Genomic DNA, 26,481 nt, shown 5'->3' on the forward strand with positions numbered 1-26,481 from the left:
TTCTGGTCTGTGATCCGAATCACTCTTGTAGATATTGATAATCAACTAAGGGGAAATCCCATGAAGAAAGCAAAACTTAAAGTGCATCTTATGGCACTAACGGCTGCAATACTGCCAGTTGCTGCTTATGCTGACAATGAAGACGACAATCTCAGGGAGCAGGTCGATGCACTTCAAAAGCAAGTTGAACGATTGGAAAACGCGGCGGCCACAAGGAATACAGATTCGTCATTTCACATGGCAGGTTATGGATCGGTCGAGTACGCGGACTCGGATTCTGGTGTCGGTGCTTTTAACAAAGTAATGGTAGCCCCTATCATACATTATACTTATCAAGACTGGTTGATGTTCGAGACAGAATTTGAGCTGTCAAATACTGCTGATGGTGGAACTGAGTTGGCATTGGAATATGCCTCTGTTGACCTGTTTCTAAACGACTCTGTTGCGCTTGTCGCGGGTAAATTTTTAAGCCCAATTGGACAATTTCGCCAAAATTTGCACCCTAGCTGGATCAATAAGGCAGTATCGGCGCCTGCCGGTTTTGGCCATGGTGGAGCCGCTCCACTAAGTGAGACGGGTTTGCAATTGCGTGGCGGTTTTCCTGTAGGTGAGATGCGTGCCAATTATGCTTTCTATATTGGAAATGGGCCCACTCTCGCCGCTGTAGTAGAGCAGCATGAAGGGGATTACGAACTCGCTATAGAGGAAGTAGAAACCGAAGGCCGTACCAATGACCCTGATGGGAAGAAATCATTTGGTGGCCGGTTTGGGTTTTTGCCATTTTCCGGTCTCGAAATTGGGATTTCTGCAGCTAAAGGTAAAGCCACTGTGACGGATGCTTTTGCGGGTGGACATGATGGGCCTGAGCTTGATATTGAATCATCGGGTGAGTTTGATTATGACGCTATAGGTGCCGATTTTCGCTATGGCTGGAAGAACCTAGAGTTGCGAGGTGAATATATCAAAACCGAGATTGGTGAAGGTAGTGCTGGTGTTGCACTTCACAGCGATGACCTGCCTGAGGATTATTTAGGTCCTTCTGAGTTTGATGATGCTGAGGTTGGTGAATGGAAGGCTTGGTATCTGCAGGCGGCCTACAAAATTCCAACGACCCCCCTTGAAGTTGTTATTCGGACCAGCGAATTGCAGACGCCTCATTTTGGCGAAAATTACTCTCAACGGACAGTTGGATTGAATTACCTGTTTGCACCCCATGTTATCGCCAAGTTCAATTATGAAATGAAAGACTATGACTCATCAATCGCAGGTGAACAGGACACTGTGAAATTACAATTGGCTTACGGTTTTTAGGAGAGAAGTGAAATGAATATTAGTAAAAGTATGAAATATGATCTTTTTGTTGCCAGTATTGCGGCTTTGTTCCTGGCTGTAAGCATCATTACACCGACGCATGCTAAAGCAAACAATGATGCTGTAAAGGGTGCCCAAAAATGGGCGGATAATTGTGCTCGGTGTCATAACATGCGTGATCCGAAGGAGTTATCGGATGAGTACTGGGAAACTACTGTCAATCACATGCGTATTCGAGCCGGTTTAACGGGGCAGGATGCACGAGATATTCTTGCTTTCCTGCAAGCATCTAACACGCCACCTGAAAAGGAAATATCAAAGCCCGTATCTATAAATCAGATTAGCTCAAAACTATCTGGTGAAGAAGTCTACAAAAGTTCTTGTATCGCATGTCATGGCAGCGACGGCAAGGGTGCTTTGCCTGGCACACCGGATTTCACCAACGCCAAAGGCCCATTGAACAAAAATGATGAAGAACTGTTAAGCAACATGATTAACGGGTTTCAGAGTCCTGGTTCGCCCATGGCCATGCCACCTCGTGGCGGTAACGCTAGTTTGACTGATGCCGACGTCAAAGCTGTTCTTGGCTATATTCGAGCCACCTTCGGTAAATAGTGTTTTAAATTTTATGCCTAAAGTGCCCTGTGTCAGCTGGGCACTTTGCTCATTTTATCTTTTCTGAGCCTTATTCTTTCTCGTGTAGGTGCCTATGGCTTACTGACTTTTGCACCCGATGAGTAATAGGATTGTAGATCCTTGAGTGTTTCCCGTAAACGGCATTGATTTTTGATGTTAGCGATGCTCACCTTTGGAATTTCACCTAGGCTAACGAATTGATCTAATCGTTGAGTGGTCTTCATCTGAACCATTAACCTCAAAGTGATGCACTCGACAGTTTATAGTGGCGCAGTGCAAATCGTTTCTCTTTGGGGCGGCGTATAGACCCCTTCAACTACTCTTGGGTTATATCCGATTTTATCCGTGGATAGGCTATCTGGTAGATGAGGTCCATTAACTCAATTTTCCTTTGTTGACAGCATCAATGCGTGGTTCTGGTTACGTCTTTTAGCAGTCATTGGGAACCCTTGAGTCCAGTCTCGTGAGCAATTTCGATAACGATGTTTTATGAGTGTATTTGACTTTCTTTAGCCGCATGGCGCGGATTATATTAATTAGACGCTATTACAATAACAATTGGACGTTAATTAATTACTTTATTAGACGAGAACCATTCATGTACCGACGATTTTCTGAAATTGATGTCTAAGAGGCTCAGAGCAAAATCCAGCAGTCTTAGTGATGGGGCCTAGTCAGGTGGGTAAAACCACCCTAGTTAAGGGGCTTATCGAGGAAATTGCGTTGAAGACATGGAATACATCACGTTGGACGACTAGGCTAAGTTCGAGACCGTCCAAGCTGATCCCGTCGGATTTATTTGCAATTTGCTGCCAAAACGCATTGCACTCGACGAGGTTCAACGCCTGCCAGAGCTGTTCGTCTCTATCAAGCAGGCTGTGGACGAGCCGCGGACGATTGGACGATTTGTTCTGACAGGTCTCGACAATTCCTTGTTCTTGCCCGGGCTATTATTTTCACTGGCCAGTCCGAATGGACTCGGTACGACTGATAAAACTTTCAGACTGTTAGTTTCAGACGCATAGCTCTAGTTTTCTAGTCAAACTGCTGAACCAGGAAGCGCCTTTGAGCCATAACTTACACGTGCGGTTCGTGGCCTGACCTGGTAACGCCTGCTTAAGCAGCCAGGTGATTTAGGTTTAATGTTGGAATCTTTTGTCTACAACGAATAACGCAAACAGTTCGTTCGGATCGTGGAGTAGTTGAACTGCTGCCGTTACTGGGACAAGGGTAAGGTGGAGGTTGATGTGATCATCTAGAACGCCACTGGTGACTGTTTTACCGTTGAGATCAAGGCAGTAGCAACGTTTAGCGTAAGATATTTTACCGGACTGAAACATTTTCAATCAGTGGCTGGAGACCGCTTCAAAATGGGTGTTCTGTTTTACAACGGATATCACACGGTGGATTTTTGGTGACAATCTTTATGCGGTACCACTGTGAACCCTTTGGGTATAACATGAACATAAGTTATGTTAATGACGATATTGTAATTTAAGCGTCATTTATCTGTCAGGATTATAGCTTGATAATATTACTACTAGAGTTTAGTCTTCAACATTTCGCACGATCAAGTTTTACAACTTAGAGATGATGAAATGCTAAACTCATTAATTAATCTCAACGTTGATCAAAGAATTGAAGATCCAAGCAAAGCAGAATAACCTGATGTAATTAGCGGTATAATTATTTTATGCGATTTAACAAATTGGGACTTTACATAGCAATTTTCGCGTTACTGGCTTTTACCAGCCAGTGGTTTGCTGTTGTGAAATTGCCCTGCGAACAGATGAATCATCATTCCACCGCTCCTGCAATGGTAGAAACAACGGATATTGCGCATATGGATCATCTGGTCCACGCCGGAGCTGAGAATGCTGGTGCGAGTGGCTGTTGCAATCAGAATGATTGCTCCCAGATGAACTGTATTTCTGCAAGTGTAGCGGGTGTAAGCACACAGTCTCCGTTTTCCGTTCAATTTTCTCAAACACTTAATGCAGAATATTCGGTTTCCCTCCTTACTCAGAACATTACCTCGCTATTCCGTCCCCCCATTTCACGCTGACATAGGGTCGGTACGCCTAAAATTCGGGCTTCTGACTATTTTTTAAGCGGGAGTCAGCAAAACTCCCAACACATTTATTTTAAACGCATGAGCACCACTGAATGCGCTCATCGCGTCTCGTGATTAGGAGTCACCATGAAACCTTTACCTGATTATCTGCGCCATATTGCGCTGATTGTTTCTCTGTTGTTCCTCGCCGCTTGTTCGGAAGGCGAAGAACATGCCGCTAAAACCGCATCAATTGCCACACTGGATGTTTATAAAAGTCGCACCTGTCAGTGCTGCCAGCAATGGGTCCAGCACATGGAAGACGCCGGCTTTGAGGCCAAAATTCACCACCCGGCAGATTTGAATCGCATTAAAGCCGATCATGGCATTGCACCCAAATACCAGTCCTGCCATACGGCGGTGACGAGTGACGGCTATGTGTTCGAAGGTCATATCCCCGCACACTTCGTTCAGCAGTTTCTGGAAAATCCATCGGAGGGTTCCATTGGCCTGAGCGTGCCGGGCATGCCTGTGGGCAGCCCCGGGATGGAAATGGGCAACAAATTTATGCCTTACCAAGTGTGGTTGCTTAAAAATGATGGTTCAGCAGAAGTGTTTGCTTCAGTGAACAGTCGCGATCAGCAATAGGACGTATCACGATGAACATTCAACGGCGTTTTTTATTATTGTTTTTGTTGGTGGGGCTTCCTGCTTTTGCCCAAGAAAAAGTTGCCCAAGAACAATTTACTCAAATACAGCTTCCTCAAAGCAAGTCCAATACCTTGACTTTGGAGTCGGCAATTGCGAAGGCGATTACCTCCGACCCCTGGTTAAACGGCAGTCACTCCCGAGAAGAAGCACTGACCAATGAATCCATTTCCGCCTCAACCCTGCCTGATCCCAAGGTCAGTCTGATGGCGGCTAACTTCCCGACCGATAGTTTCGATATTAATCAGGAGCCTATGACACAGCTGACTGTGGGTGTTAGTCAGATGTTTCCACGCGGAGATAGTCTGGCGTTAACGAGCCGCCAGAAGCAGGAGTTGGCGGCCCAGGAACCTTTACTCAGACAGGACCGTCAGGACAAAGTGACAGTGACAGTTACTCAGTTATGGCTGGACGCATACCGGGCGCAGGAAAGTATCCGTTTGATTGAACAGGATCGCTCACTGTTTGAACATCTGGTGGATGCCACCAAAGCTAGCTATTCCTCCGCACTGGGCCGCGCCCGCCAGCAGGATATTATCCGGGCACAACTGGAACTCACCCGGCTGGATGATCGATTGACGATGCTGCGACAACAACTGGAATCCGCCCAGCAGCGACTCTCCGAGTGGATTGGTGGTCAAGCCAGTCTGCCGTTGGCGCGAACCTTATCCAGCAAATTGGGTGAGGAGCCAACTTTAGTCATGAGTAAGCCTAGAAATGATCGCTGGCTCTATGAACAGATCAATCGGCATCCCCTGTTATTGGCCTTTGACCAGCGTATCGAGGCCATGCAGACCGGGGTTAAGTTGGCCCAGCAAAAGTACAAGCCCGAGTGGGGCCTTACCGCCCAGTACGGCTACCGGGACGATGACCCCATGGGCCGTGATCGCGCCGATTTGTTCTCGGTTGGCGTCACATTTGATCTGCCGATTTTTACAGGCAATAGGCAAGATAAGGACGTCAGTGCAGCTACCTCCCGAGTCGAGGAAGTTCGAACGGACAAGTTGCTGATGGCGCGAAAACTGATGGCGCAACTGGACACAATACTCGTGCAAATACAGCGCCTGAATGAGCGCCGCGCACTCTACGATCAGCAGCTACTGCCGCAAATGGCGGAACAGGCTGAAGCCTCCCTGACTGCCTATAACAACGACGATGGTGACTTTGCTGAAGCGGTGCGAGCCCGCATTGCCGAGCTAAACGCCAAAATCGATTTCCTGACCATCAATGTCGACCGACTCAAAGCCATTGCTGAATTGAACTATCTCTTGCCGCAAAGCAGTCCCCTGCAACAAACGGCAACCGACTGAAGGAATGACCCCATGAAGATTCAATTGAATAAATCATTTTTCATTACCGTTGCGTTGCTGATTGCGACAGCAATCATTGCTTATTACTCAGCGTCCTGGAGTAGGCCGGTGGCGGGAGATGCTGGTGATGTCACTGCCAAAAATGAACCACTATACTGGGTCGCGCCGATGGACCCTAATTACAAGCGTGATAAACCAGGTAAATCCCCCATGGGGATGGACCTGATTCCGGTGTACGAAGAAGCTGGCGGTGATCAAGAGATTGGCACCGTCTCCATTTCGCCGGATGTGGTCAATAACCTTGGCGTACGCACGGCACCCGTTACCCGCGGCCAGATGGACGTGTCGGTCAATACCGTGGGTTATGTGCAGTACGACGAAGATCGTTTGATAGATATTCACCCACGGGTGGAGGGTTGGATCGAAAAACTCTACGTCAAAGCCTCTGGTGATCCAGTGCAGCAGGGGGCGCCTCTCTATGCGCTTTACTCACCGACACTGGTTAATGCGCAGGAGGAATTACTCTTGGCACTAAAGCGCAATAACGCCACGCTGATTGAAGCCGCTAAGGAGCGTCTTGCATCCCTGCAGGTGCCGGAATCAGAAATCAACCGACTGACAAAATCCGGCAAGGTGAGCCAGACCATCACCATCACAGCACCGCAATCTGGCGTGCTGGACAACCTCATGGCGCGCGAAGGCATGTTTGTAAAACCCGGCATGGAAATCATGGCGATCGGTCAGTTGGAGCATATCTGGGTGATTGGTGAAGTCTTTGAGCGACAAGCTTCCCTGGTGCAGATGGGTGATCGAGTGCATATGCAGTTGGGTTATTTACCGGGGCGTGAGTGGCAGGGCCAGGTCGACTATGTCTACCCGAGCCTTAACACCACGACTCGCACGGCTCAGGTAAGAGTGCATTTTGACAATCCCGACGGCTTTCTGAAACCGGGTATGTTTGCGCAGATGCGCATTGATGCGGAGCCCATGGATAACACCTTGTTAATTCCGCGGGAGGCTTTGATTCGTACCGGTAGTCAATCCCGTGTTGTGCTGGCCAAGGGTGAAGGCCGATTTAAATCCGTTGCTGTGCGGGTTGGGCATATCACTGATGATCACGCGGAAATCCTGTCGGGGCTTGATGAGGGCGACCGCATTGTGACGTCAGCACAATTTCTGATTGATTCCGAGTCCAGCAAAACCTCGGACTTTCGGCGCATGGATCATGGTTCGGATGATAAGGCTGAGACTGCGGCACCCACATCGGTCTGGGTCGGCGCACGTATTAAAAGCCTGATGGCCGAGCACCGGATGCTGACGCTGGCGCATGATGCCATCGATGACTGGCAATGGCCCGCCATGACCATGGATTTTACCGCTGCGAACGAGGTAGATCTCGAAGGGCTTGAGCCAGGCATGACGCTGCATGTAGAGGTTACAAGAGAGGGCGACAACAACTACGTGATCAGTCAAATCCATCGACCCGATGCGGTTACTGATGACATGCCGATGGCCGATGGTGATCCCATGACATGCCGATGGCCGATGGTGATCCCTCTATTAGCTCCGATGATTTGGAAATGGATCACGGTCAACATCAATCCATGAACCATGAGGACATGAACCATGAGGACATGAACCATGAGGACATGAACCATGAGGACATGAACCATGAGGACATGAACCATGAGGACATGAACCATGAAGACATGAACCATGAGGACATGAACCATGAGGACATGAACCATGAGGACATGAACCATGAGGACATGAACCACGGCTCGATGAATATGGAACACAGTCAGCATACCCGGGAGGGCAAGTCATGATTGAGGGCATCATTCGCTGGTCCGTCCAGAATCGTTTTTTTGTATTGCTGGCTACTCTGATCCTGGTGGGAGCCGGTGCTTGGTCACTTAAAAATACACCAGTTGACGCTATACCCGATCTCTCGGATGTGCAGGTGATTATCAAAACCAGCTACCCCGGGCAGGCGCCACAGGTTGTGGAAGATCAGGTCACTTATCCGTTAACCACGGCCATGCTCTCGGTACCGGGTGCGGTCACCGTGCGTGGTTATTCCTTCTTCGGTGACTCCTATGTTTACGTCATTTTTGATGAGGATACCGACGCCTATTGGGCGCGCTCGCGGGTGCTGGAATACCTGTCGCAAGTTGCGCCCACCTTGCCAGCCAACGCCCGGCCACAACTGGGGCCAGATGCTACGGGTGTTGGTTGGGTTTACCTGTACGCGCTGGTAGATCGCACTGGTAAACACGACATCAGCCAGTTACGAAGCCTTCAGGACTGGTTCCTGAAATACGAGCTGCAAACCGTACCCGGTGTGTCGGAAGTATCTGCTCTGGGTGGCATGGTGAAGCAGTACCAAGTCAAGGTACACCCAGACAAGCTGCGTGCCTTTAACATCCCCTTGTCGCATATCCAGATGTCGATCCAACGCGGTAATCAGGAAGTGGGCGCCTCGGTAGTGGAAATGGCAGAGGCTGAATACATGGTGCGAGCCTCCGGGTATATCCAGGGGCGCAAGGACCTGGCCAATATTCCACTGGGTCTTGATGTGAAGGGTACGCCGCTACTGCTAAAAGATGTGGCCGATATCGACGTAGGTCCGCAGATGCGTCGGGGAATCGCCGAACTAAATGGAGAAGGCGAAACCGTCGGCGGAATCGTGGTGATGCGCTTTGGTGAAAATGCCCAGAAAACCATTGATGGTGTTAAAGCCAAACTGGAAACCCTTAAGTCGGGTCTTCCCGAAGGTGTGGAAATCGTTACGGTTTATGATCGTTCCGGTCTTATTGAACGCGCCGTCGACAACTTATGGCATAAGCTGTTGGAGGAGTTCATCGTCGTTGCGCTGGTGTGTATGGTGTTCTTGTTCCATATTCGCTCCAGTCTAGTGGCCATTGTCAGTCTACCCGTAGGGATTCTCACGGCCTTTATCGTGATGCACCTGCAAGGGCTGAACGCCAATATTATGTCTCTAGGCGGTATTGCCATCGCCATCGGAGCCATGATCGACGGGGCGATAGTGATGATTGAAAACATGCACAAGCACATGGAACGTACGCCAATAACCAAGGAAAATCGCTGGCAAGTGGTGGCGGAGTCTGCCTCTGAAGTGGGGCCTGCGCTGTTTTTCAGCCTGCTGATTATCACCGTGAGTTTCGTGCCGGTGTTTACTCTGGAGGCGCAAGAGGGACGGATGTTTTCTCCTCTGGCCTTCACCAAGACATATGCCATGGCGGCCAGTGCCGCGTTGTCGGTAACCCTGGTGCCGGTTCTAATGGGTTATTTTATTCGTGGCAAGGTCTTGTCTGAGCATAAAAACCCACTAAATCGGGCATTGATTGCCGTCTATATGCCCGCGCTGAAATCTGTGCTTAACCGGCCAAAAACCACTTTGGCATTAGCTTTAGTGGTGATGGTTATCGGATTCTGGCCGGTGAGTAAAATTGGCAGCGAATTTATTCCGCCGCTTGATGAGGGCGACCTGATGTATATGCCGACGACATATCCAGGACTATCCATCGGTAAAGCGCGTGAGATTCTGCAACAAACGGACAAGCTGATTGCCACTGTGCCGGAAGTGAAAAGCGTGTTCGGCAAAATCGGTCGGGCAGAAACGGCAACCGATCCGGCACCACTGACCATGATCGAGACCTTTATTCAGCTCAAACCTAGGGATGAATGGCGCGAAGGTATGACCACCGACTCGCTTAAAAAGGAGCTTGATGCGTTAGTAAAATTCCCAGGCCTGACTAACGCCTGGGTGATGCCTATCAAAACTCGTATCGATATGTTGGCTACAGGCATAAAAACCCCTGTGGGAATAAAAGTGGCCGGACCTGACCTCAAGGAAATTGAAAAGATCGGCAAGCGCTTGGAGCAAGTCCTGAAAGACGTGCCGGGCACGGCATCTGTTTATTCTGAACGGGTGGCTGGTGGGCGCTATATCAAGGTGGATATTCAGCGGGAAAAAGCCGCGCGCTACGGGTTGAATATTGCTGATGTACAACAGGTGGTGGCTACAGCCATCGGCGGCATGAATATCACCCAAACCATTGAAGGCCTGGAACGCTACCCGGTGAATCTGCGTTACCCACAGGATTTCCGTAATTCCCCAGAGCAACTGGCACTGCTTCCGATCGTGACAAACAACGGCCAACGTATTGCCCTTGCGGACGTGGCGAACGTCTATGTGGAGGACGGTCCACCCGCCATCAAGAGTGAAAATGCCCGCCTAAACGGCTGGACATTTGTCGATATCGATGGGGTGGATATTGGTAGTTACGTCAAAGAGGCCATGAATGTGGTGGCCGATCAGGTGGAGCTACCGGCAGGTTATTCGCTGAACTGGTCCGGGCAGTATGAGTACATGCTGCGAGCCAAAGAGAAACTGACCTATGTGGTGCCGCTGACGCTGGCCATCATTATCGTATTGCTCTATTTTAACTTCCGCAGTTTTGCTGAGGTTGCGATCATCATGGGGACCTTGCCCCTGGCGATGGTGGGGTCTATCTGGCTGATGTACCTGCTCGGATACAACTTCTCAGTCGCAGTAGGAGTGGGCTTTATTGCGCTGGCCGGTGTCGCGGTGGAAATTGGTGTTATCATGCTGGTGTATCTCAACCAGGCTTATCGTCATATGCTGGAGGAGTGTGCGCAAAAGGGCATGGAACCTCGCCTAGAAAACCTGTACAACGCGGTATTACACGGTGCTGGTTTGCGGGTGCGTCCGGTGATGATGACAGCTGCCGCCATTATCGTCGGGTTGTTGCCGATTATGTATGGTGCAGGAACTGGCTCGGAAGTGATGAGTCGTATTGCTGCGCCCATGGTCGGCGGGATGTTGAGCTCGGTCATTCTGACTTTACTAGTGCTGCCAGCCGTTTACCTTCTTTGGAGAAAGCGCTAATAAAGGTGTCTAGCCAGATTTCAATCGAGTTGATCCGGATCAAATAGCCCTCCCCAACATTGCAGCTATGTAATGTTGGGGTCATCTAAGTGTCAGTCTCTTCTCATTAACATAGCTAATAGATGGCATGAATCCGCACGCTAAAAATGCTTGACCTGTGTTCATGACACAGGTGTATAACCTCCTTTAGTGCGCGGTTATAAACCCAAGTGTATCACCTGGGTTTATAACCGGTGATTGACTCAGATCAAGGTCCTGATCCCGGCGGAAGCTTAGGATGGCATGACTGGATCAAGAGGAGGGTGGCATGAAAGTCATCGAGGTCGCTAGATTGTTGGGGATTACGCCTGATACTGTACGGTTTTATACCCGGATCAAGGTTCTGAATCCGACCAAAAGCAGGGCCAATGGTTATCGGGAATACAGCGATAACGATGTTAAGCGTTTGCGGTTTGTGTTAAGCGCCCGGCAGTTGGGATTTTCGGTCGAGGATATTCAGGAAATTCTCAGCCATGCGGACAAGAAAAAAACACCTTGCCCGACTGTGCGCCGCCTGATTGACCAGCGCCTGCATGAAACCGAAGAGAGGTTTGCTGAAACTTTGAAACTAAAGGAGCGGATGCAACGCGCTGTGTTGGAGTGGAATCAGAAGCCTGACAAGGCACCTACGGGTCATATGCTTTGCCATTTAATTGAAGAATTCTCTGTGGAGGAATGAATATGAATACACACCAAACGTCGAACGGAAATCAACAACAACGTGGTTGTTGCTGCGCAGGAAAGTCATCGGTTTCATCTACGGTCTCTGACGCCAACAATGTCCGGGAACCATCACAACCACTTCATAGGTTGCAGGTTCAGGGTGCCACCTGTGGAGGTTGCGTGAAAAGTATCGAACAGATTTTGAAATCCGTTTCCGGGGTTAGTGAGGCATCCATGGATCTGGCAACAGGTATTGCTTCAGTCGTTGGCATAGTTGAGGCGGATCAGCTTGTTGTAGCATTGAAACGCGGGGGCTTTCCCGCAGTAGTCATCCGTTAACTGTCATTGAACAAATCAGGAGTCAAGTATGAGTTCAATCAATACGGAGTCGGGCAGCTCCTCTTGCCATGAAGGTAGGACCGCAACTCCCCCTCATGATCATCATGCACATCATCACGATCAAGCTGGTAACGCTGGTCTACACGAACTCATCATTGAGGGGGCAGGCTGCGCCAGTTGCGTTGGAAAAATCGAGTCAGCGTTAAAGGCGGTGCCCGGTGTTGAAAATGCAGAGATGAATTTCGCCCAGCGCACTGTGAGTGTGACGGGCAACGCCGAAGCAGCTGATCTGGTAAAGGCGGTGGAAAAAGCAGGTTACAACGCGAAGCTCGCGGCCGCAGAAAGCGAGGATGATGCGCTGGCTGAAAAAGAAAAGGCGGATCAGGCTTATTACAAGCGCCTGATGAAAGAAACTTGGATCGCCCTTTCCCTGGGTGTGCCGTTAATGGCCTATGCGCTGATTACCGGGGAGGTTAATGTTAATACCACAACCGAGCGAATCGCTTGGCTGATCGTTGGCATACTGACCTTTGGCGTTTTGTACTTCTCAGGCAAACATTTTTTTGTCGGCGCCTGGAAATCCTTCTTGAATCACTCCGCCAATATGGACACCTTGATTGCGCTGGGTACCGGCACGGCTTGGTTGTATTCCATGGTGGTGATATTTTTCCCCGCCGCCGTTCCCGAGCAGGCCCGTCATGTTTATTTTGAGGCGACCGCTATCATTATCGGCCTTATCGATCTGGGTTTGGCATTGGAATTAAAAGCTCGCGGTCGGACATCGGAGGCCATTAAGAGACTGATTGGTCTACAGGCGAAAACAGCTAGAGTGATTCGCGATGATAAGGAACTGGATATCGCCATTGAACAGGTGCTGATGGACGACGTGGTACGTGTACGTCCCGGTGAAAAAATCCCTGTCGATGGTGACGTCATTGAAGGTCATACCGCCATTGACGAGTCTATGTTAACCGGTGAGCCAATGCCCGTAGAAAAAGCCGTTGGCGATAGTGTTGCGGCAGGCACCATCAATAAAACCGGCTCCATTCTGTTCAAGGCCACCCGTGTCGGTAAAGACACCGCATTGGCGCAAATTATCAATATGGTCAAACGCGCGCAGAACTCCAAACCACCTATCGGTCGTTTGGCTGATGTAATTTCCGCATATTTTGTTCCTGTGGTGATGATTATAGCTGTTATCAGTGCCTTGGTTTGGCTCAACTTTGGCCCCGCTCCCGCCGTGGCGTTTGCCATCGTGTCGGCCACCACGGTACTGATTATCGCCTGCCCATGTGCTTTGGGTCTGGCGACGCCCATGTCGGTCATGGTAGGTGTGGGCAAAGCCGCCGAGGCGGGTGTGCTGATTCGTAATGGCGAAGCCCTGCAAACTGCATCAAAGATATCGGCAATGATTCTAGATAAGACCGGCACCATCACCCTGGGTGCCCCTAAGGTTACCGACATTGTAGTCGCGGGAGAGCAGGATGAAGACACCATACTGAAATTGGCGGCAACGCTGGAATCTGGCTCCGAACATCCGCTGGCACTGGCAATTGTCGAGTCTGCCCAGGAAAAAGATATCGAAACAGGGAAGGTCTCTAATTTCAATGCCATCGCCGGCCACGGCGTACAGGCGGAAGTGGATGGCAAAAATTTGTTGTTCGGCAATGAAAAACTGATGCGGGAGCGTAATATTGGACTCGGCGGTTTTGTCGAAAAGGCTCAAACCCTGGCGTCCGAGGCGAAAACACCGATCTATTTCGCCGTGGATAACCAACTTTCAGCGATTATCGCGGTGGCTGACCCCATCAAGGAAGACTCCATTGCCGCTATCAAGCGGTTGCAACACAACGGCATCCGCGTCGTCATGTTGACCGGAGATAACCGCGCCACTGCAAAAGCGGTTGCAGAAAAGGTCGGTATTAAGGAGTTTTTCGCCGAGGTATTACCGGAAGAAAAATCAAAAAAAGTTCAGGAGCTGCAAATGGAAGGCGAAGTGGTCGGCATGACGGGCGACGGTATTAACGATGCACCGGCGCTGGCAATTGCCAATGTGGGTTTTGCCATCGGCACAGGCACCGATGTCGCCATTGAGAGCGCTGATATTACCCTGATGCGCGGGTCACTGCATGGACTCGCTGATGCCATTGCCGTGAGCAAGGCAACACTGCGTAACATCAAACAGAATCTGTTCGGAGCGTTTATTTATAACGTGGCGGGTATTCCTGTGGCCGCGGGTGTTCTTTATCCCTTGCTTGGTATGCTTATGAATCCAGTGATTGCCGGTGCCGCAATGGCATTCTCTTCGCTTACGGTCGTGACCAATGCCAATCGACTACGCTTTTTCAAGGCACAGGAACACTAATGGCAATTCCAACAGCAACCCGTTTGGGAGAGTAGATATGTTAATAATTAATATTGTAGGCGTTGTTTTAATCGCACTCATCGTATGGTGGTTTTGGTTATACAAACCCAAAGAGGCAGCGTTGGGTGAAAATGATCTGGTGATTACGGTGGAAAATGGCACCTATTCGCCCTCTCGAATTAAAGTACCCGCAGGGGAGTCGGTTGAGCTTAAATTCATACGTAAAGATGAATCACCCTGCTCCGAAACATTGCTGATTCCCGCACTGCAAATCAGCGACACTTTACCGCTCAACAAACTGAAATCCATCCAGTTGCCAGCATTGAAGTCGGGCGAGTATGCCTTTCATTGCCAGATGCAGATGTATCGCGGTCAGATCACAGTGAATTAGGGAATAGCGCCACAACAAGACAACCGTCGGAGGCAAAGTAACCGCCATTTTTGACGAATTTCGATTGAAAGACGTAGAAGATGCGCTGATCAAACACGGCGTTAGAGGCTTTACCCTGCACCCGGTGCGTGGTCGCGGTCGATACTTCGACAGCTTTAACGAGAATCACTTGATTAAGCACATTCAAATGGAGGTTTACGCCATGTCAGAGCAGGCCAATGACATCGCGCAAGTGGTTGTAGAGGCGGCACACGTCAACGCTGATAGCGAAGGGCTGGTTTGCATTGTTCCGGTGAATGACTTGTTCTGGATTCATGATAAGTGCAGTGCGACAGACGGCGACTTTAAATTTCATCAGTGAGGTGTGACATGGCAACGCAAAAATCATCATTCTGGTTAACTCCAAAAGGGCTGGCAGCATTGGGGCTTATCGGCGCTGCCACGTATTTTCTATTGATCGAACATCGGCAGCATGTCTGGCAGTTTCTACCGTTCCTGATTTTACTGGCATGTCCTTTTATGCATTTTTTTATGCACGGAGGACATGGAGTCAACCGAGGGCACGGTGGTCATGGTGGAGATCATCAGCATGAAGGTGAGTCAGATCAGGATGCCTATCAGCGTGGACTGGAAGATGGTCGCCGGGAAAGTGAAAACCGACACCACCATTAAATCCATTTAACACAGGAGATTAACCATGCACGGTGATTCTGCTTACGGCCTTTGGACACTGGTAATACTAAATTCGGCTATATTCATATTTTTTGCGTTCAGTTTTGCCAAGCCGAAAACAAAAACTGACTGGCGCAGTTTTGGCGCGTTCTCAGCTTTTATCATTGCGCTCTTTACTGAGATGTATGGCTTTCCGTTAACCATCTATTTTTTGTCTGGTTGGTTGGCAGAAAAATATCCCGGCGTGGATTTTCTCTCTCATGAAAATGGCCATCTACTACACACCCTGCTGGGATTTGACGGTGATCCACATTTTGATCCACTGCATCTCGCTAGCAATATTCTGATCGTACTCGGTTTCTTTCTGCTCGCCTCGTCGTGGAATGTTTTGCACAAAGCACAGCAAACCCGTTCCTTAGCGACTACCGGTTGGTACGCGCGTTGCCGACACCCGCAATACATCGCTTTTATCATGATTATGTTTGGTTTTTTGTTGCAGTGGCCGACCCTGCCGACGCTGGTGATGTTTCCGGTTTTAGTTGTAGTGTACGTGAGGCTCGCTAAGCGTGAAGAGCGTATGGCGATTGAGGAATTTGGCGACGTGTATCTTCGCTATATGGAATCGACCCCAGGGTGGGTACCTAATTTTTCTACCAATAAAGCCGCTTCAAACTATTGAGGATATACCAATGAAACGTAATTCTATCAGAACTATGGTTTCCGCCGTCGTTATTGCTACGGCAATGGCTTCACCAGTATTTGCAGAAAATGCGCATGATCACGGTGATAAAAACCAAGGCGCTAACAGTAGGATCATGATGAACCATTAGCAGATGATGGCGATGCATGAACATATGTGAAAAGTGCATGAATTGATGGCAAAAATTCAAAGCCGAAACCGCCCCAGAAAAACGTCAATAATTAATGGATGAGCATATACACACAATGAAAGAAGGTATGCAGATGATTAATATGGGGAACGGCATGAAAGGCGGTAAGCAAATGGACAAAATGGATATGACAAAACGTATGGATATGATGGAAAAACACATAGGGATGATGGATCGTCAATCTGAGGCAAGCAAATCTAGCGAGCATCAACACAAATAATAGACTGTTGGTGATGAGAAATAGTTTGTAAACAGAGATTAGATATTGGAGGTAAATTATGAAACAAGAAGAGCACCGACTGGGTGTGTCTGAAGTCAATCTCGTTGTTCGTCATTTAAAACTTGACGCGAAGAAAATTAGTAATATCCACGATGCAATAACAGAAATCGATAAATTGTATGGTTTGGATGCGGTTTCATTTGACGAAAGGTCACAGGTTTTAAACCTTGCATACGATGCTTCCCGCTTGAGTCTGGATGGTATTGAAGATGTGTTGGCTAAATATGGTATCGAGGTTGGTCAAGACTGGTGGACGCATTTCAAAGAAGGATATTATAAATTTGTGGATGAAAACATAAAAGATAACGCGGAGCATGAGGCGTGGAGTTGTCACAAGTCACCACCACACAACAAGCGAAAATAGCAATGACGGTGAAAAAGATGGGATCAGCAAACGCTCTTAAAGTTATTGATATAGGTATCGATACCCACCAGGAACCTGTTGTTTATATGCGCAGTGACTGCCATATCTGCCGCTCAGAAGGTTTTACGGCTAACAGTCGCGTTTCAGTGGATGATGGCCAAAACCAAATAATCGCAACGATCAACGTGGTGGATGAGAAGGTCATTGAACCAGGCAGCGCTGGCTTATCCAAAATCGCCATGCAACGGCTGGGAGTTGCCGAAGGGACATCGATTAGCGTCAGTCATGCACCGGTGGTGACATCGCTGGCAGCTGTTCGCAAAAAAATATTTGGCCATAAGCTCAGCGACGAGGAAGTCACCGAGATCGTAAAGGACATAAGCGACCATCGTTATTCCGATATCGAAATTGCCAGCTTTCTCAGCGTTTGTGCGGGCAGTCGTCTGGATGTGGATGAAATCATTGCCTTGACACAGGCCATGGTGGCTTGCGGTAAACGTCTAAGCTGGCCCGATTCACCCATGGTGCTGGATAAGCATTGCATTGGTGGATTGCCGGGTAATCGCACCACTCCTTTAGTGGTAGCGATTATCAGTGCAGCAGGATTAACCATACCGAAAACATCTTCACGTGCCATCACTTCACCGGCAGGTACAGCTGATACCATGGAGGCCCTGACGACAGTCAATCTCAGCCTCTCACAGATTCAACGAGTTGTTGCAGAAACTCACGGCTGTCTCGCCTGGGGTGGGGCGGTGAATCTTAGCCCCGCCGATGATTTATTGATTCGAATTGAGCGTGCGCTGGATCTTGATGGCGAAGGGCAGTTGATTGCATCGGTATTGTCGAAAAAAATCGCTGCGGGTTCTACCCATGTGGTGATTGATATTCCAGTCGGCCCTACTGCAAAAGTGCGTTCGCAAAAAGACGCCGATCGCCTCGCTTCACTATTTACACAGGTTGGTGCTACGTGCGGACTTCAGGTTCGTTGCTTGATAACGGACGGTAGTCAGCCCGTCGGGCGCGGTGTTGGTCCAGTAGAGGAAGTCCGCGATGTAATGGCTGTTTTGCGGCGCAGCAGCGATGCTGCCGAGGACCTTCGAGAGCGGGCACTGTTTTTGGCGGCCCATCTGTTTTCCCTGGCGTATCAGCAAACCTATGAACAAGGTTTGCAAAAGGCTACCGAAATTCTTGATAGCGGTGCGGCGTGGAAACAATTTCACCGAATTATAGCGGCCCAGGGCGGGATGAAATCTTTGCCTTCTGCAGATTTTCAACATACGGTAACCACCGCATCAACCGGCACTTTGCAGACGATTGATAATCGCCAATTAGCGCGCTTGGCGAAACTGGCGGGAGCGCCCAATGTCGCAGCAGCGGGTTTGCGCTTGCATAAAAGTGTCGGTGAAAAGGTAGAGCGAGGTGAACCACTGTTCACACTGTACAGTGACACAGAAGGCGAATTGCAATACGCATTGGCTTATTACCGACAATCCAACATTTTTACCATTGGAGATGCCTCATGAGTGAGTCGAAGACAGTTTTAGGAAGGAAACCCTTAGTGTTTAGCTTGGACAATCACTCGTTGGCGGATTCACTTGCAAAGACGAAGAGTGTGCAGCGTGGTAAGTTTGACGTACGTCAATTTCCCGATGGCGAATCCTATTTACGTATCACCTCCGATGTGGAAGGGCGTGTCTGTATTGTTGTTGCTGATTTGTCGCACCCCAATGCGAAGTATCTGCCGTTACTATTTTTGGTCGAAACCCTGCGAGAACTGGGGGCTTCGCAAGTTGGCTTGGTGGCGCCCTATCTTAGCTATATGCGCCAAGATCGCCGTTTTGTAGATGGGGAGGCAGTGACTTCACGCATTTTTGCCAAATCCCTTTCTCAACATATAGATTGGTTGGTGACAGTTGATCCACATTTACATCGCTATCACTCCCTCGACGAAATTTACACTGTACCTAGTCAAGTTGTACAAGGTGCTCCGGCATTGGCACAGTGGTTAAAATCAAAAACAAATCTATTGTTGGTAGGGCCTGATAGTGAGAGTGAACAATGGGTATCTGATATTGCCAATTATAGCCAGCACCCGTTTGTGATCGGTGAGAAACAGCGTTTCGGTGATCGTCATGTAGAAGTCTCCTTGCCAAACATTGATGCATACAGAGATAAAACAGCCGTTATTATTGATGATGTGATATCGAGCGGGCAGACCATTCTGGAATGCATAAAATACCTTAAATCCAAGGGCGTCGAACACATTCAATGTATTGCCGTACATGGGATTTTCGCCGATGATTCCGATCAAGTCCTGATCAAAGCCGGTTTAAGCCAGCTGGCAACAACTAACACCATTCCACATTCCTCCAATGCTATTGATATCTCGCCGCGACTGATGACAGCCATTAATTCTATGCTGCAATTAACAAGATCAGATTTCACAGGAGAAGTTTTATGAGAATTACCTTTTTAGGAGGCACAGAAACCGTAACCGGTTCAAAGTTTCTGCTGGAAACTGAACGTAGCAAAGTGCTGATAGACTGCGGCCTGTATCAAGGCTACAAATGGTTAAGGGAGCGCAATTGGCAGTCCCTACCGTTGGATATCGACAAGCTCGATGCTGTTTTACTTACTCATGCGCATTTAGATCACTCTGGCTATATACCCGCCTTATATAAACAAGGATACCGGGGTCCGGTTATCACCCATCACGCCACTAAAGACTTGTGCCAGATCCTGTTGGCCGATAGTGGTCATATTCAAGAAGAGGATGCGAAATACTATAGCAAGCATAAATTAAGCAAACACGAACACCCCGAACCGCTCTATGACCGTCAAACTGCCGAAGCGAGTATGGCTCTATTTCAATCGATTGACTTTGATGAGCAGGTTGAAGTCGGTGATATTCGTTTTTACCTGCAACCGGCGGGGCATATTCTCGGTGCAGCAAGTATCATCATTGAAGCGGAAGGCAAACGCATTGGGTTCTCTGGTGATGTGGGACGTTTCGATGACGTGTTAATGAAACCGCCACGCCCGTTGCCTGAACTTGATTTGTTACTGATGGAGTCCACTTATGGTAATCGACAGCACGATCCACAAGACGCTGCTCAACAATTAGCTGCCGTAGTTAATCGCGTTGCAAAAAACGGTGGTGTTTTACTGGTACCAGCATTCGCCGTAGGTAGGGCGCAGGCTTTACAGCATCTGCTTGCGAGTTTGATGGAGCAGGAAGCCATCCCACGGCTGCCTATCTATCTCGACAGTCCTATGGCTATCAAGGTGTCGGACATATTTTGTCATCACAGCGAACAACATCGACTAAGCAATGAGCAATGTCACCGTATGTGTGATCAGGTTACCTATACCCGCACAGTAGATGAATCTAAGGCGCTGGCAGGACAGGCATTTCCCCATGTCATCATTGCAGGTAGCGGGATGGCCACCGGGGGGCGAATTCTGCATCACTTTAAACGATTATTAAGTGATATTAGAACAACAGTGCTGTTTACCGGATACCAAGCGGGAGGAACGCGAGGCGCTAAGATGCTTGAAGGTGTCGGTGCTGTTAAAATCCATGGTAGTTGGATTCCTCTGAGGGCAGATGTTGAGGTAATTTCGGGACTTTCTGGGCATGCGGATTATCTCGAACTTACCGAATGGCTACGTCAGTCAAAACTGGCAAGTACAACGCCAATTAAACTGATTCACGGTGACCCTGAAGCATTGGAAGGCTTGCGTGTACATTTTCAGGAACAAACACATTATAAGGTCGATGTTGCCGGTTATCGCGATATTTTGCATCTGTAATCGAGGTGGTTTTTTGAAATACGTACAAGGTTAATAAGAGGAAAAGATCATGCAAATTGAAACCCTGAAAGATGTACTACACTGGACTAAAGAGTTCCACCAGCACTTGAGCCAGTGTTTGTTCCACTGCGCAAATAAAAACCTTGATGAGCGGGCTAGGATGATGCTGACATATCTTTCCGAACATGAAAAAACATTGAAAGATGTGGTCAGTGGTTTTGAAAAATCCGGAGAAGCAAGCGCTCTCAAAACCTGGTGTTATGAATATGTAAATCGCCACCCTATTACTCGACACGCCCACTGTGACACTCCTTTTGCCGAACTCAATGCTTCGCAGATTATGGACGTGATTATCGAGCAACACCAGCAGGTTATCGAACTATATCGCTATCTGGCATCGCGCGCGGAAATTCCATCAGCTATGGAGTTATTGAATTCATTACTTTCGCTGGAGGAACACGAAATGATGCGCATAGTGCAATCGTCAAATCGGTTTAGCGATTTGTAGACTGGTAAATTTACACGATAGAAGGAGTTTTGGTATGAAACTACATACATTTAAATTTGGCCTGGCCTGCTTAATCAGTGCCATTGTATTTTGGGTTATTTGCAGTGTCCTAGTGGCGGTGATTCCTTCAATGGCTATGTCCATATCCGGAGATATGCTACACATGCAATTGCAGGATATGGGCTGGCATCTGACCATTACCGGTGTAGTTTGGGGAGGGATAGCCTGGGCTCTAGTAGCGGGTATTTTGGGATGGCTACTTGCTGCTATATATAACCGTTTGCTGGACTAAGACTAGCAGCAAGACTCTGTTATGACTTGCATATTGGTTCTTAATCCCGGCAGTTCCAGCATAAAGTGGACGGTCTTTTGTAGCTTCACCAAGGATCTCAATGAAGATCCTATTGCGATTGATCATGGACAGATTGCCTTGACAATTGTTGGGAGCGATGTGTTTCAGCATATTGTGTCAGCAACAGCGGCTTATAAGATTTTCGCTGTGATTGTCAGGGTAGTGCACGGCGGTTCGCAGTTTTCACACCCGATAGAGGTCAGCCATTACATTTTCAATAAACTCAAAGCACTCGATTTATTGGCGCCGTTACACAACAGGGTCGCTATCGAGCTTATCGAAAGTTGTCAGCAGTATGATGAGTCCCTTCGTGTATTTGCTGCATTTGATACACAGTTTTTTATCAACCTACCGGCCGTGGCACAAATCTACGGCCTGCCTTTGGATTTGATTGAACGGCATCAGTTGCGCCGATACGGTTTTCACGGCTTTGCGCACCAAGATATGGTGCGTCAGTGGTGTATAGAAAATCCGTATCGGCAACAATTTTCGCTAGTGACCGCACAGCTGGGTAGCGGCTGTTCAATGACGGCGATTCGCAACGGCAAACCGGTGGATACTACCATGGGTTTTACCCCTAATGACGGCCTACTAATGCGAACACGCAGCGGTGAGATTGATCCCGGTTTACTGATTTGGTTACAGCAACAGGAAGGTTGGTCCTCCAACGAAATCGATCATCTTCTTAATACGGAAGCCGGCTGGAAGGGACTGTCTGGAGGCATAGATAATATGGCTGATCTATTTGCAAGTGAACACCCTCAATGTCGTCTGGCATTTGACCTTTTTCGATATCGATTCCAGAAAACATTGGGAGCATATTTTTCGATTTTAGGTGGACTTGATGGAGTTGTGCTCAGTGGGGGCGTTGCTGAGCATAGCCTGGCCATTTGCCGAGAGTTATTATCGGGGTTATCACATTTGGGCATCGAGTTACGTTCACAATCGGCCAGCGGTGACCTGCCTATATTACTCTCCTCTAAGACATCAAAAGTACAGTGCCGGGTAGTCGCTGTCGATGAAGCCAGTACAATGCTACACGCGGTACAACAACAATTCGCAGACGATTTTTAGCTGCTTTCAGTAGCCGACTAAGGATGTAATATGTATACAATTGACCCACAAAATCACCATCGCATCGAACAGCGTGCAAGACTTTATCGCGAAACCTATTCGGCTTTTGCCCACTGGGCAGATGGATACGGGGTTATACAACACAGCGATGAAACACAAGTTCGCATATTTGATCTGTGCCAGCAACTGGTGTGTGAAGGGCGCTTCCAACAAATTGAAGATGTGCTGGATATTTTGTCAGCTGCTGACCGTTTGACAAGTGCGGCGATGTGGTTGGTGGTGCATATGACTTACAGCACCAAAGTGGACTTGTCCGGTAATTCCCTCGACGCTGAAGATTTTAAGTCCAATCCTCAGGGACATACGGGCGGCTCGCTCAATATGGTGCCTGCTTATGTAGCTTACATGGTAGCTAACCGTCTGACGGGAATAACCCGAAGTTGGTTGATGGGGCAGGGCCACTGTGTGGCGGCCATAGACGCGGTCAATGTGTTACTGCAGAACCTCTATCCGGAACAGGGGGAGCGCTACCCCCTAAGTGATGAAGGTCTGTCGCAATTGGCCAAGGATTTTTACAGCTACGCGATTACGGATGATGGTTGCCCCGGTGTCCCATTAGGCAGTCATGTCAATCCACACACGGCGGGCGGTTTGATTGAAGGTGGCTACCTGGGTTTTGCCGAGCTGCAATACGTGCATATGCCTCTGCCCGGTGAACGCCTGGTGGCATTCCTGAGTGACGGTGCTTTTGAAGAACAGCGCGGTAGTGACTGGGCCAGCCGTTGGTGGCGGGCCGAGGACTGTGGTCTGGTAACACCGGTGATGATCGCCAATGGCCGGCGTATTGATCAGCGCTCCACCATGTATCAGCAGGGCGGCCTGACCTGGTTTTATGAGCATTTGGAGCAGAACGACTTTCATCCGATCGCCATCGACGGGCGCGATCCAGCTGCGTTTATCTGGGGAATATTTGAATCTGAAGCACGCTTGCAAGCCTGCAGTGCACATATTCGTGCAGGAAAAATGTGTTATCCGGTGAAACTGCCGTACCTGATTGCCGAAACGGAAAAAGGCTACGGTTTTTACGGTGCTGGCACCAATGCAGCCCACGGCACGCCTTTGCCCGGCAACCCTCGTAGCGATGCCGGGGCTCGGCAGCTATTCAATGAACACGCTGCCAGGCTCTTTCTGCCGCGTACTGAGCTGACCAGTGCAATCGAAAAAATAACACAACATAAGGCGGATAACCGGGTACCGGAAAAATACCATGCGCTCGGTCAGCGTGATGTCGTTTTAAAACTACCAACTGCTTCACCACAGTGCGAAAAGGGGCAAGCATTGTCACCCATGGCAGCCGTAGATAAGCGCTTGTGTGAGTGGCATCTCGCCAATCCGGGCGTGCGCGTACGTATCGGCAACCCTGATGAATTGCGAAGTAATCGCATGGGCAAAACGTTGGATCTTCTCAAACATCGAGTATTAAACCCGGAAGATGGTGTGGCCGAATCGATACATGGTTCTGTCATTACCGCACTTAATGAGGAGGCCGTAGTAAGCGCGGCACTGGCCAATAAAGGTGGCATGAATCTGGTGGTCAGTTATGAAGCCTTTGCCATGAAAATGATTGGCGCACTACGTCAGGAAATAATTTTTGCACGGCACCAAAAAGAACTCAATCGACCTGCACGATGGCTATCGCTTCCGGTTATTGCTACTTCACATTTGTGGGAGAATGGCAAAAATGAGCAATCCCATCAGGATTCATCGTTTGGTGAAGTGTTGTTAGGTGAAATGAGCGATATGACGCGCGTTGTTTATCCCGCAGATGCTAGCACTGCTGTTGCCTGCCTTGATGCATGCTATCAGAGCCAAGGCCAAATTTGGGCGATGACCATTCCCAAACAGGAAATCACGACAACTTTCAGCTCTGAACAGGCTCAACAATTGGTCGAAGAGGGCGCTCTGACAGTGGAAGAGGATGACACCGTCGTTGTGGAACTGGTGGCGGTTGGAGCCTACCAGTTACGCGTGTGCCATGAAGTCCGTCAGGCATTGCGAGATAATGGCATTGGCAGCCGTATCACATACCTGCTTGAACCTGGCCGTTTTAGGATTCCACGCGACGAGCATGAAAAGGCCATTGTCAGCAGGCTTGTAGAGAAGTCACAATTTTTTGATAACTCAGTTCGCTTGCGTGTATTTGTATCCCATATGCGGCCTGAGGTTCTTTTAGGTGTTTGTCGACCTCTAGATCTGGGTAGTGACCGTTGTTTGGCATTTGGGTATCGCAACCGCGGTGGCACATTGGATACGCAGGGCTTGCTGGAAGCGAATCAGTGTAGTGACAAATTCATCGTAGCAGAAGTTCTACAAAGAATAAGTTCGGGAGGAGAGTGAATGAAGCAAGACACAGATCGCACGACTCACTATGATAAGGGTAGCTTAACGCTCTCCGGTACCGTGATGCTGGGGACAGGAGTCATGATAGGCGCAGGCATTTTTGCACTGACCGGGCAAATGGCGGAAATGGCGGGCGTACTGTTCCCGCTGGCATTTGTGGCAGCAGCGATGGTCGTTTCTTTCAGTGCCTACTCTTACGTCAAAATTTCCAATGCCTATCCCTCAGCCGGAGGGATAGGAATGTATTTACATAAGGCCTATGGCGACAGCTTGCCGACAGCGTTCAATGCCCTGTTGATGTACTTCTCCATGGTGATCGCGCAGAGTTTCCTGGCGCGCACGTTTGGCTCCTATACCATGCAATTATTCGGCGGTGATGAATCCGGACAAATGGTGGCGATGCTGGGTGTGGGGCTGATTATTTTTGCGTTTATCGTCAATCTGTTAAGTAACCGCTTTATTCAAAAGGTAGCTGGGTTTATCGGAGTGTTAAAGATTGGCGGAATTTTGGTGTTCGGCATTATCGGTGTGTGGGTGGCTGATAGCCTAGCGCTAGATTTCGGTCACATGGGTAACGTTGAAGTCTCCGGAAATTTTCTTGGTGCTACCGCTCTCGGGATTTTGGCTTTTAAAGGTTTTACCACCATTACCAACAGTGGATCTGAGGTAATCGATCCTAAGCGAAATGTTGGAAGAGCTATCGTTATCTCTATTGTTGCGTGTGTAGTCATCTACACCCTGGTTGGCTTTTCAGTAGCCAGTAACCTATCCCTGAGTGAAATCATAGATACTCGCGATTACTCCCTGGCAGCGGCTGCGCGACCAGCGCTTGGAGAATACGGAGTATGGTTTACAGTCGCAATTGCCATGACGGCAACTGCGGGCGGCATTCTTGCCAGTATTTTTGCGGTGTCCCGGATGCTGGCTATGTTGACCGAAATGAAACTGGTTCCCCACAGACATTTCGGCATGCCGGGAAGTATCCAAAAACATACACTTGCCTATACCGTGGTACTCGGTATTTTTCTTACGGCCTTTTTTGACCTGTCGCGGATAGCCGCCCTGGGTATTGTTTTTTATCTGGTCATGGACATTGCCATTCATTGGGGCGTGATTCGTTATTTGGCGGATGAAATTAAAGCAATGCGCTGGGTACCGATTGTAGCCATTATTTTCGATTTGCTGACACTGTTCGGTTTTGTTTGGGTGAAACTGAACGCTGACCCGTGGGTTATCGGTGTTGCTCTTATCACGATGTTACTGATCGCAGCGGGCGAGAGGTGGTTCTTGCATTCGAATAGACGGCAACGACTACTACACGAAGACGGTAAGCACCAGCATTGATGCCTACTGTTCAAAGTTAAAAATCACTTT

Annotated in this window: 25 protein-coding genes and 1 pseudogene; 25 read left to right on the forward strand and 1 reads right to left on the reverse strand. The window is 48.8% G+C overall.

Going from position 1 to position 26,481, the window contains the following annotated elements; translation table 11 throughout:
* Positions 1-60: 60 nt before the first annotated feature.
* Together CW740_RS05980 and CW740_RS05985 are read left to right on the forward strand one after the other, a co-directional pair.
* The gene (locus tag CW740_RS05980) at positions 61-1,311 is read left to right on the forward strand and encodes a hypothetical protein (RefSeq protein WP_106646678.1); all 1,251 of its coding nucleotides are present in this window, start codon (positions 61-63) and stop codon (positions 1,309-1,311) included.
* Between the two features lie 12 nt (positions 1,312-1,323).
* A complete protein-coding gene (locus tag CW740_RS05985; protein ID WP_106646679.1) occupies positions 1,324-1,926 on the forward strand; it encodes a cytochrome c5 family protein in 603 nt (200 codons plus the stop codon).
* Positions 1,927-2,018: 92 nt separating this feature from the next.
* Here CW740_RS05985 and CW740_RS12495 read toward each other — a convergent pair whose 3' ends face one another.
* A complete protein-coding gene (locus tag CW740_RS12495; RefSeq protein ID WP_198555376.1) occupies positions 2,019-2,171 on the reverse strand; it encodes a hypothetical protein in 153 nt (50 codons plus the stop codon).
* Positions 2,172-2,753: 582 nt separating this feature from the next.
* Here CW740_RS12495 and CW740_RS12430 point away from each other — a divergent pair.
* The 23 genes and pseudogenes from CW740_RS12430 (at position 2,754) to CW740_RS06095 (ending at position 26,451) form a co-directional block, all read left to right on the forward strand.
* Positions 2,754-2,972, forward strand: coding sequence for a hypothetical protein (locus tag CW740_RS12430; RefSeq protein ID WP_157826400.1), 219 nt, complete (start codon positions 2,754-2,756; stop codon positions 2,970-2,972).
* Between the two features lie 1,175 nt (positions 2,973-4,147).
* Positions 4,148-4,648 carry a DUF411 domain-containing protein gene (locus CW740_RS05995; protein WP_188459696.1) on the forward strand — a complete coding sequence of 167 codons (501 nt, stop codon included), beginning with the start codon at positions 4,148-4,150 and terminating at the stop codon, positions 4,646-4,648.
* A gap of 11 nt (positions 4,649-4,659) precedes the next feature.
* Positions 4,660-6,018, forward strand: a complete 1,359-nt coding sequence (locus CW740_RS06000) for a TolC family protein (RefSeq protein ID WP_188459695.1) — start codon at positions 4,660-4,662, stop codon at positions 6,016-6,018.
* A gap of 12 nt (positions 6,019-6,030) precedes the next feature.
* Positions 6,031-7,847 (forward strand): annotated as a pseudogene (locus tag CW740_RS06005) (efflux RND transporter periplasmic adaptor subunit).
* Positions 7,844-10,954, forward strand: coding sequence for an efflux RND transporter permease subunit (locus CW740_RS06010; protein WP_106646681.1), 3,111 nt, complete (start codon positions 7,844-7,846; stop codon positions 10,952-10,954). The pseudogene CW740_RS06005 and the gene CW740_RS06010 overlap by 4 nt, the downstream one beginning before the upstream one ends.
* A 307-nt stretch (positions 10,955-11,261) precedes the next feature.
* Positions 11,262-11,672 (forward strand): MerR family transcriptional regulator, encoded by a 411-nt coding sequence (locus tag CW740_RS06015; protein ID WP_106646682.1) that lies wholly within the window; start codon positions 11,262-11,264, stop codon positions 11,670-11,672.
* Between the two features lie 2 nt (positions 11,673-11,674).
* Positions 11,675-11,995: a heavy-metal-associated domain-containing protein gene (locus tag CW740_RS06020; protein WP_106646683.1), complete on the forward strand. Its 321-nt coding sequence runs from the start codon at positions 11,675-11,677 to the stop codon at positions 11,993-11,995.
* A 28-nt stretch (positions 11,996-12,023) separates the two neighbouring features.
* The gene (locus CW740_RS06025; RefSeq protein WP_188459693.1) at positions 12,024-14,360 is read left to right on the forward strand and encodes a heavy metal translocating P-type ATPase; all 2,337 of its coding nucleotides are present in this window, start codon (positions 12,024-12,026) and stop codon (positions 14,358-14,360) included.
* Between the two features lie 37 nt (positions 14,361-14,397).
* On the forward strand, positions 14,398-14,751 hold the full coding sequence (locus CW740_RS06030) for a cupredoxin domain-containing protein (protein WP_106646684.1): 354 nt from the start codon (positions 14,398-14,400) through the stop codon (positions 14,749-14,751).
* 46 nt (positions 14,752-14,797) lie between these two features.
* A complete protein-coding gene (locus CW740_RS06035) occupies positions 14,798-15,112 on the forward strand; it encodes a P-II family nitrogen regulator (protein ID WP_106646685.1) in 315 nt (104 codons plus the stop codon).
* An 8-nt stretch (positions 15,113-15,120) separates the two neighbouring features.
* Positions 15,121-15,423 (forward strand): DUF2933 domain-containing protein, encoded by a 303-nt coding sequence (locus CW740_RS06040; protein WP_106646686.1) that lies wholly within the window; start codon positions 15,121-15,123, stop codon positions 15,421-15,423.
* A gap of 25 nt (positions 15,424-15,448) precedes the next feature.
* A complete protein-coding gene (locus CW740_RS06045) occupies positions 15,449-16,102 on the forward strand; it encodes a methyltransferase family protein (RefSeq protein WP_106646687.1) in 654 nt (217 codons plus the stop codon).
* Between the two features lie 10 nt (positions 16,103-16,112).
* Entirely contained in the window at positions 16,113-16,253 is a 141-nt protein-coding gene (locus CW740_RS12505) for a hypothetical protein (protein WP_198555379.1), read from the forward strand.
* A 133-nt stretch (positions 16,254-16,386) separates the two neighbouring features.
* Positions 16,387-16,533 carry a hypothetical protein gene (locus tag CW740_RS12510; protein ID WP_198555380.1) on the forward strand — a complete coding sequence of 49 codons (147 nt, stop codon included), beginning with the start codon at positions 16,387-16,389 and terminating at the stop codon, positions 16,531-16,533.
* Positions 16,534-16,591: 58 nt separating this feature from the next.
* Positions 16,592-16,957: a hypothetical protein gene (locus tag CW740_RS06055; protein WP_106646688.1), complete on the forward strand. Its 366-nt coding sequence runs from the start codon at positions 16,592-16,594 to the stop codon at positions 16,955-16,957.
* A 17-nt stretch (positions 16,958-16,974) separates the two neighbouring features.
* Entirely contained in the window at positions 16,975-18,483 is a 1,509-nt protein-coding gene (locus CW740_RS06060) for a thymidine phosphorylase family protein (RefSeq protein ID WP_106648056.1), read from the forward strand.
* The gene (locus CW740_RS06065; RefSeq protein WP_106646689.1) at positions 18,480-19,421 is read left to right on the forward strand and encodes a ribose-phosphate diphosphokinase; all 942 of its coding nucleotides are present in this window, start codon (positions 18,480-18,482) and stop codon (positions 19,419-19,421) included. The genes CW740_RS06060 and CW740_RS06065 overlap by 4 nt, the downstream gene beginning before the upstream one ends.
* The gene (locus CW740_RS06070) at positions 19,418-20,773 is read left to right on the forward strand and encodes an MBL fold metallo-hydrolase (RefSeq protein ID WP_106646690.1); all 1,356 of its coding nucleotides are present in this window, start codon (positions 19,418-19,420) and stop codon (positions 20,771-20,773) included. Before CW740_RS06065 ends, CW740_RS06070 begins: the two co-directional genes overlap by 4 nt.
* Positions 20,774-20,822: 49 nt before the next feature.
* Entirely contained in the window at positions 20,823-21,281 is a 459-nt protein-coding gene (locus CW740_RS06075; RefSeq protein ID WP_106646691.1) for an ATPase, read from the forward strand.
* A 34-nt stretch (positions 21,282-21,315) separates the two neighbouring features.
* A complete protein-coding gene (locus CW740_RS06080; RefSeq protein ID WP_106646692.1) occupies positions 21,316-21,573 on the forward strand; it encodes a DUF5676 family membrane protein in 258 nt (85 codons plus the stop codon).
* 21 nt (positions 21,574-21,594) lie between these two features.
* Complete coding sequence (locus CW740_RS06085; RefSeq protein ID WP_106646693.1) at positions 21,595-22,707, forward strand: acetate/propionate family kinase; 1,113 nt, start codon at positions 21,595-21,597, stop codon at positions 22,705-22,707.
* 30 nt (positions 22,708-22,737) lie between these two features.
* On the forward strand, positions 22,738-25,104 hold the full coding sequence (locus CW740_RS06090; RefSeq protein WP_106646694.1) for a phosphoketolase family protein: 2,367 nt from the start codon (positions 22,738-22,740) through the stop codon (positions 25,102-25,104).
* Positions 25,105-26,451, forward strand: coding sequence for an APC family permease (locus CW740_RS06095; protein ID WP_106646695.1), 1,347 nt, complete (start codon positions 25,105-25,107; stop codon positions 26,449-26,451).
* Positions 26,452-26,481 lie beyond the last annotated feature (30 nt).

This window comes from Kangiella profundi (assembly GCF_002838765.1).
Taxonomy (GTDB): domain Bacteria; phylum Pseudomonadota; class Gammaproteobacteria; order Enterobacterales; family Kangiellaceae; genus Kangiella; species Kangiella profundi.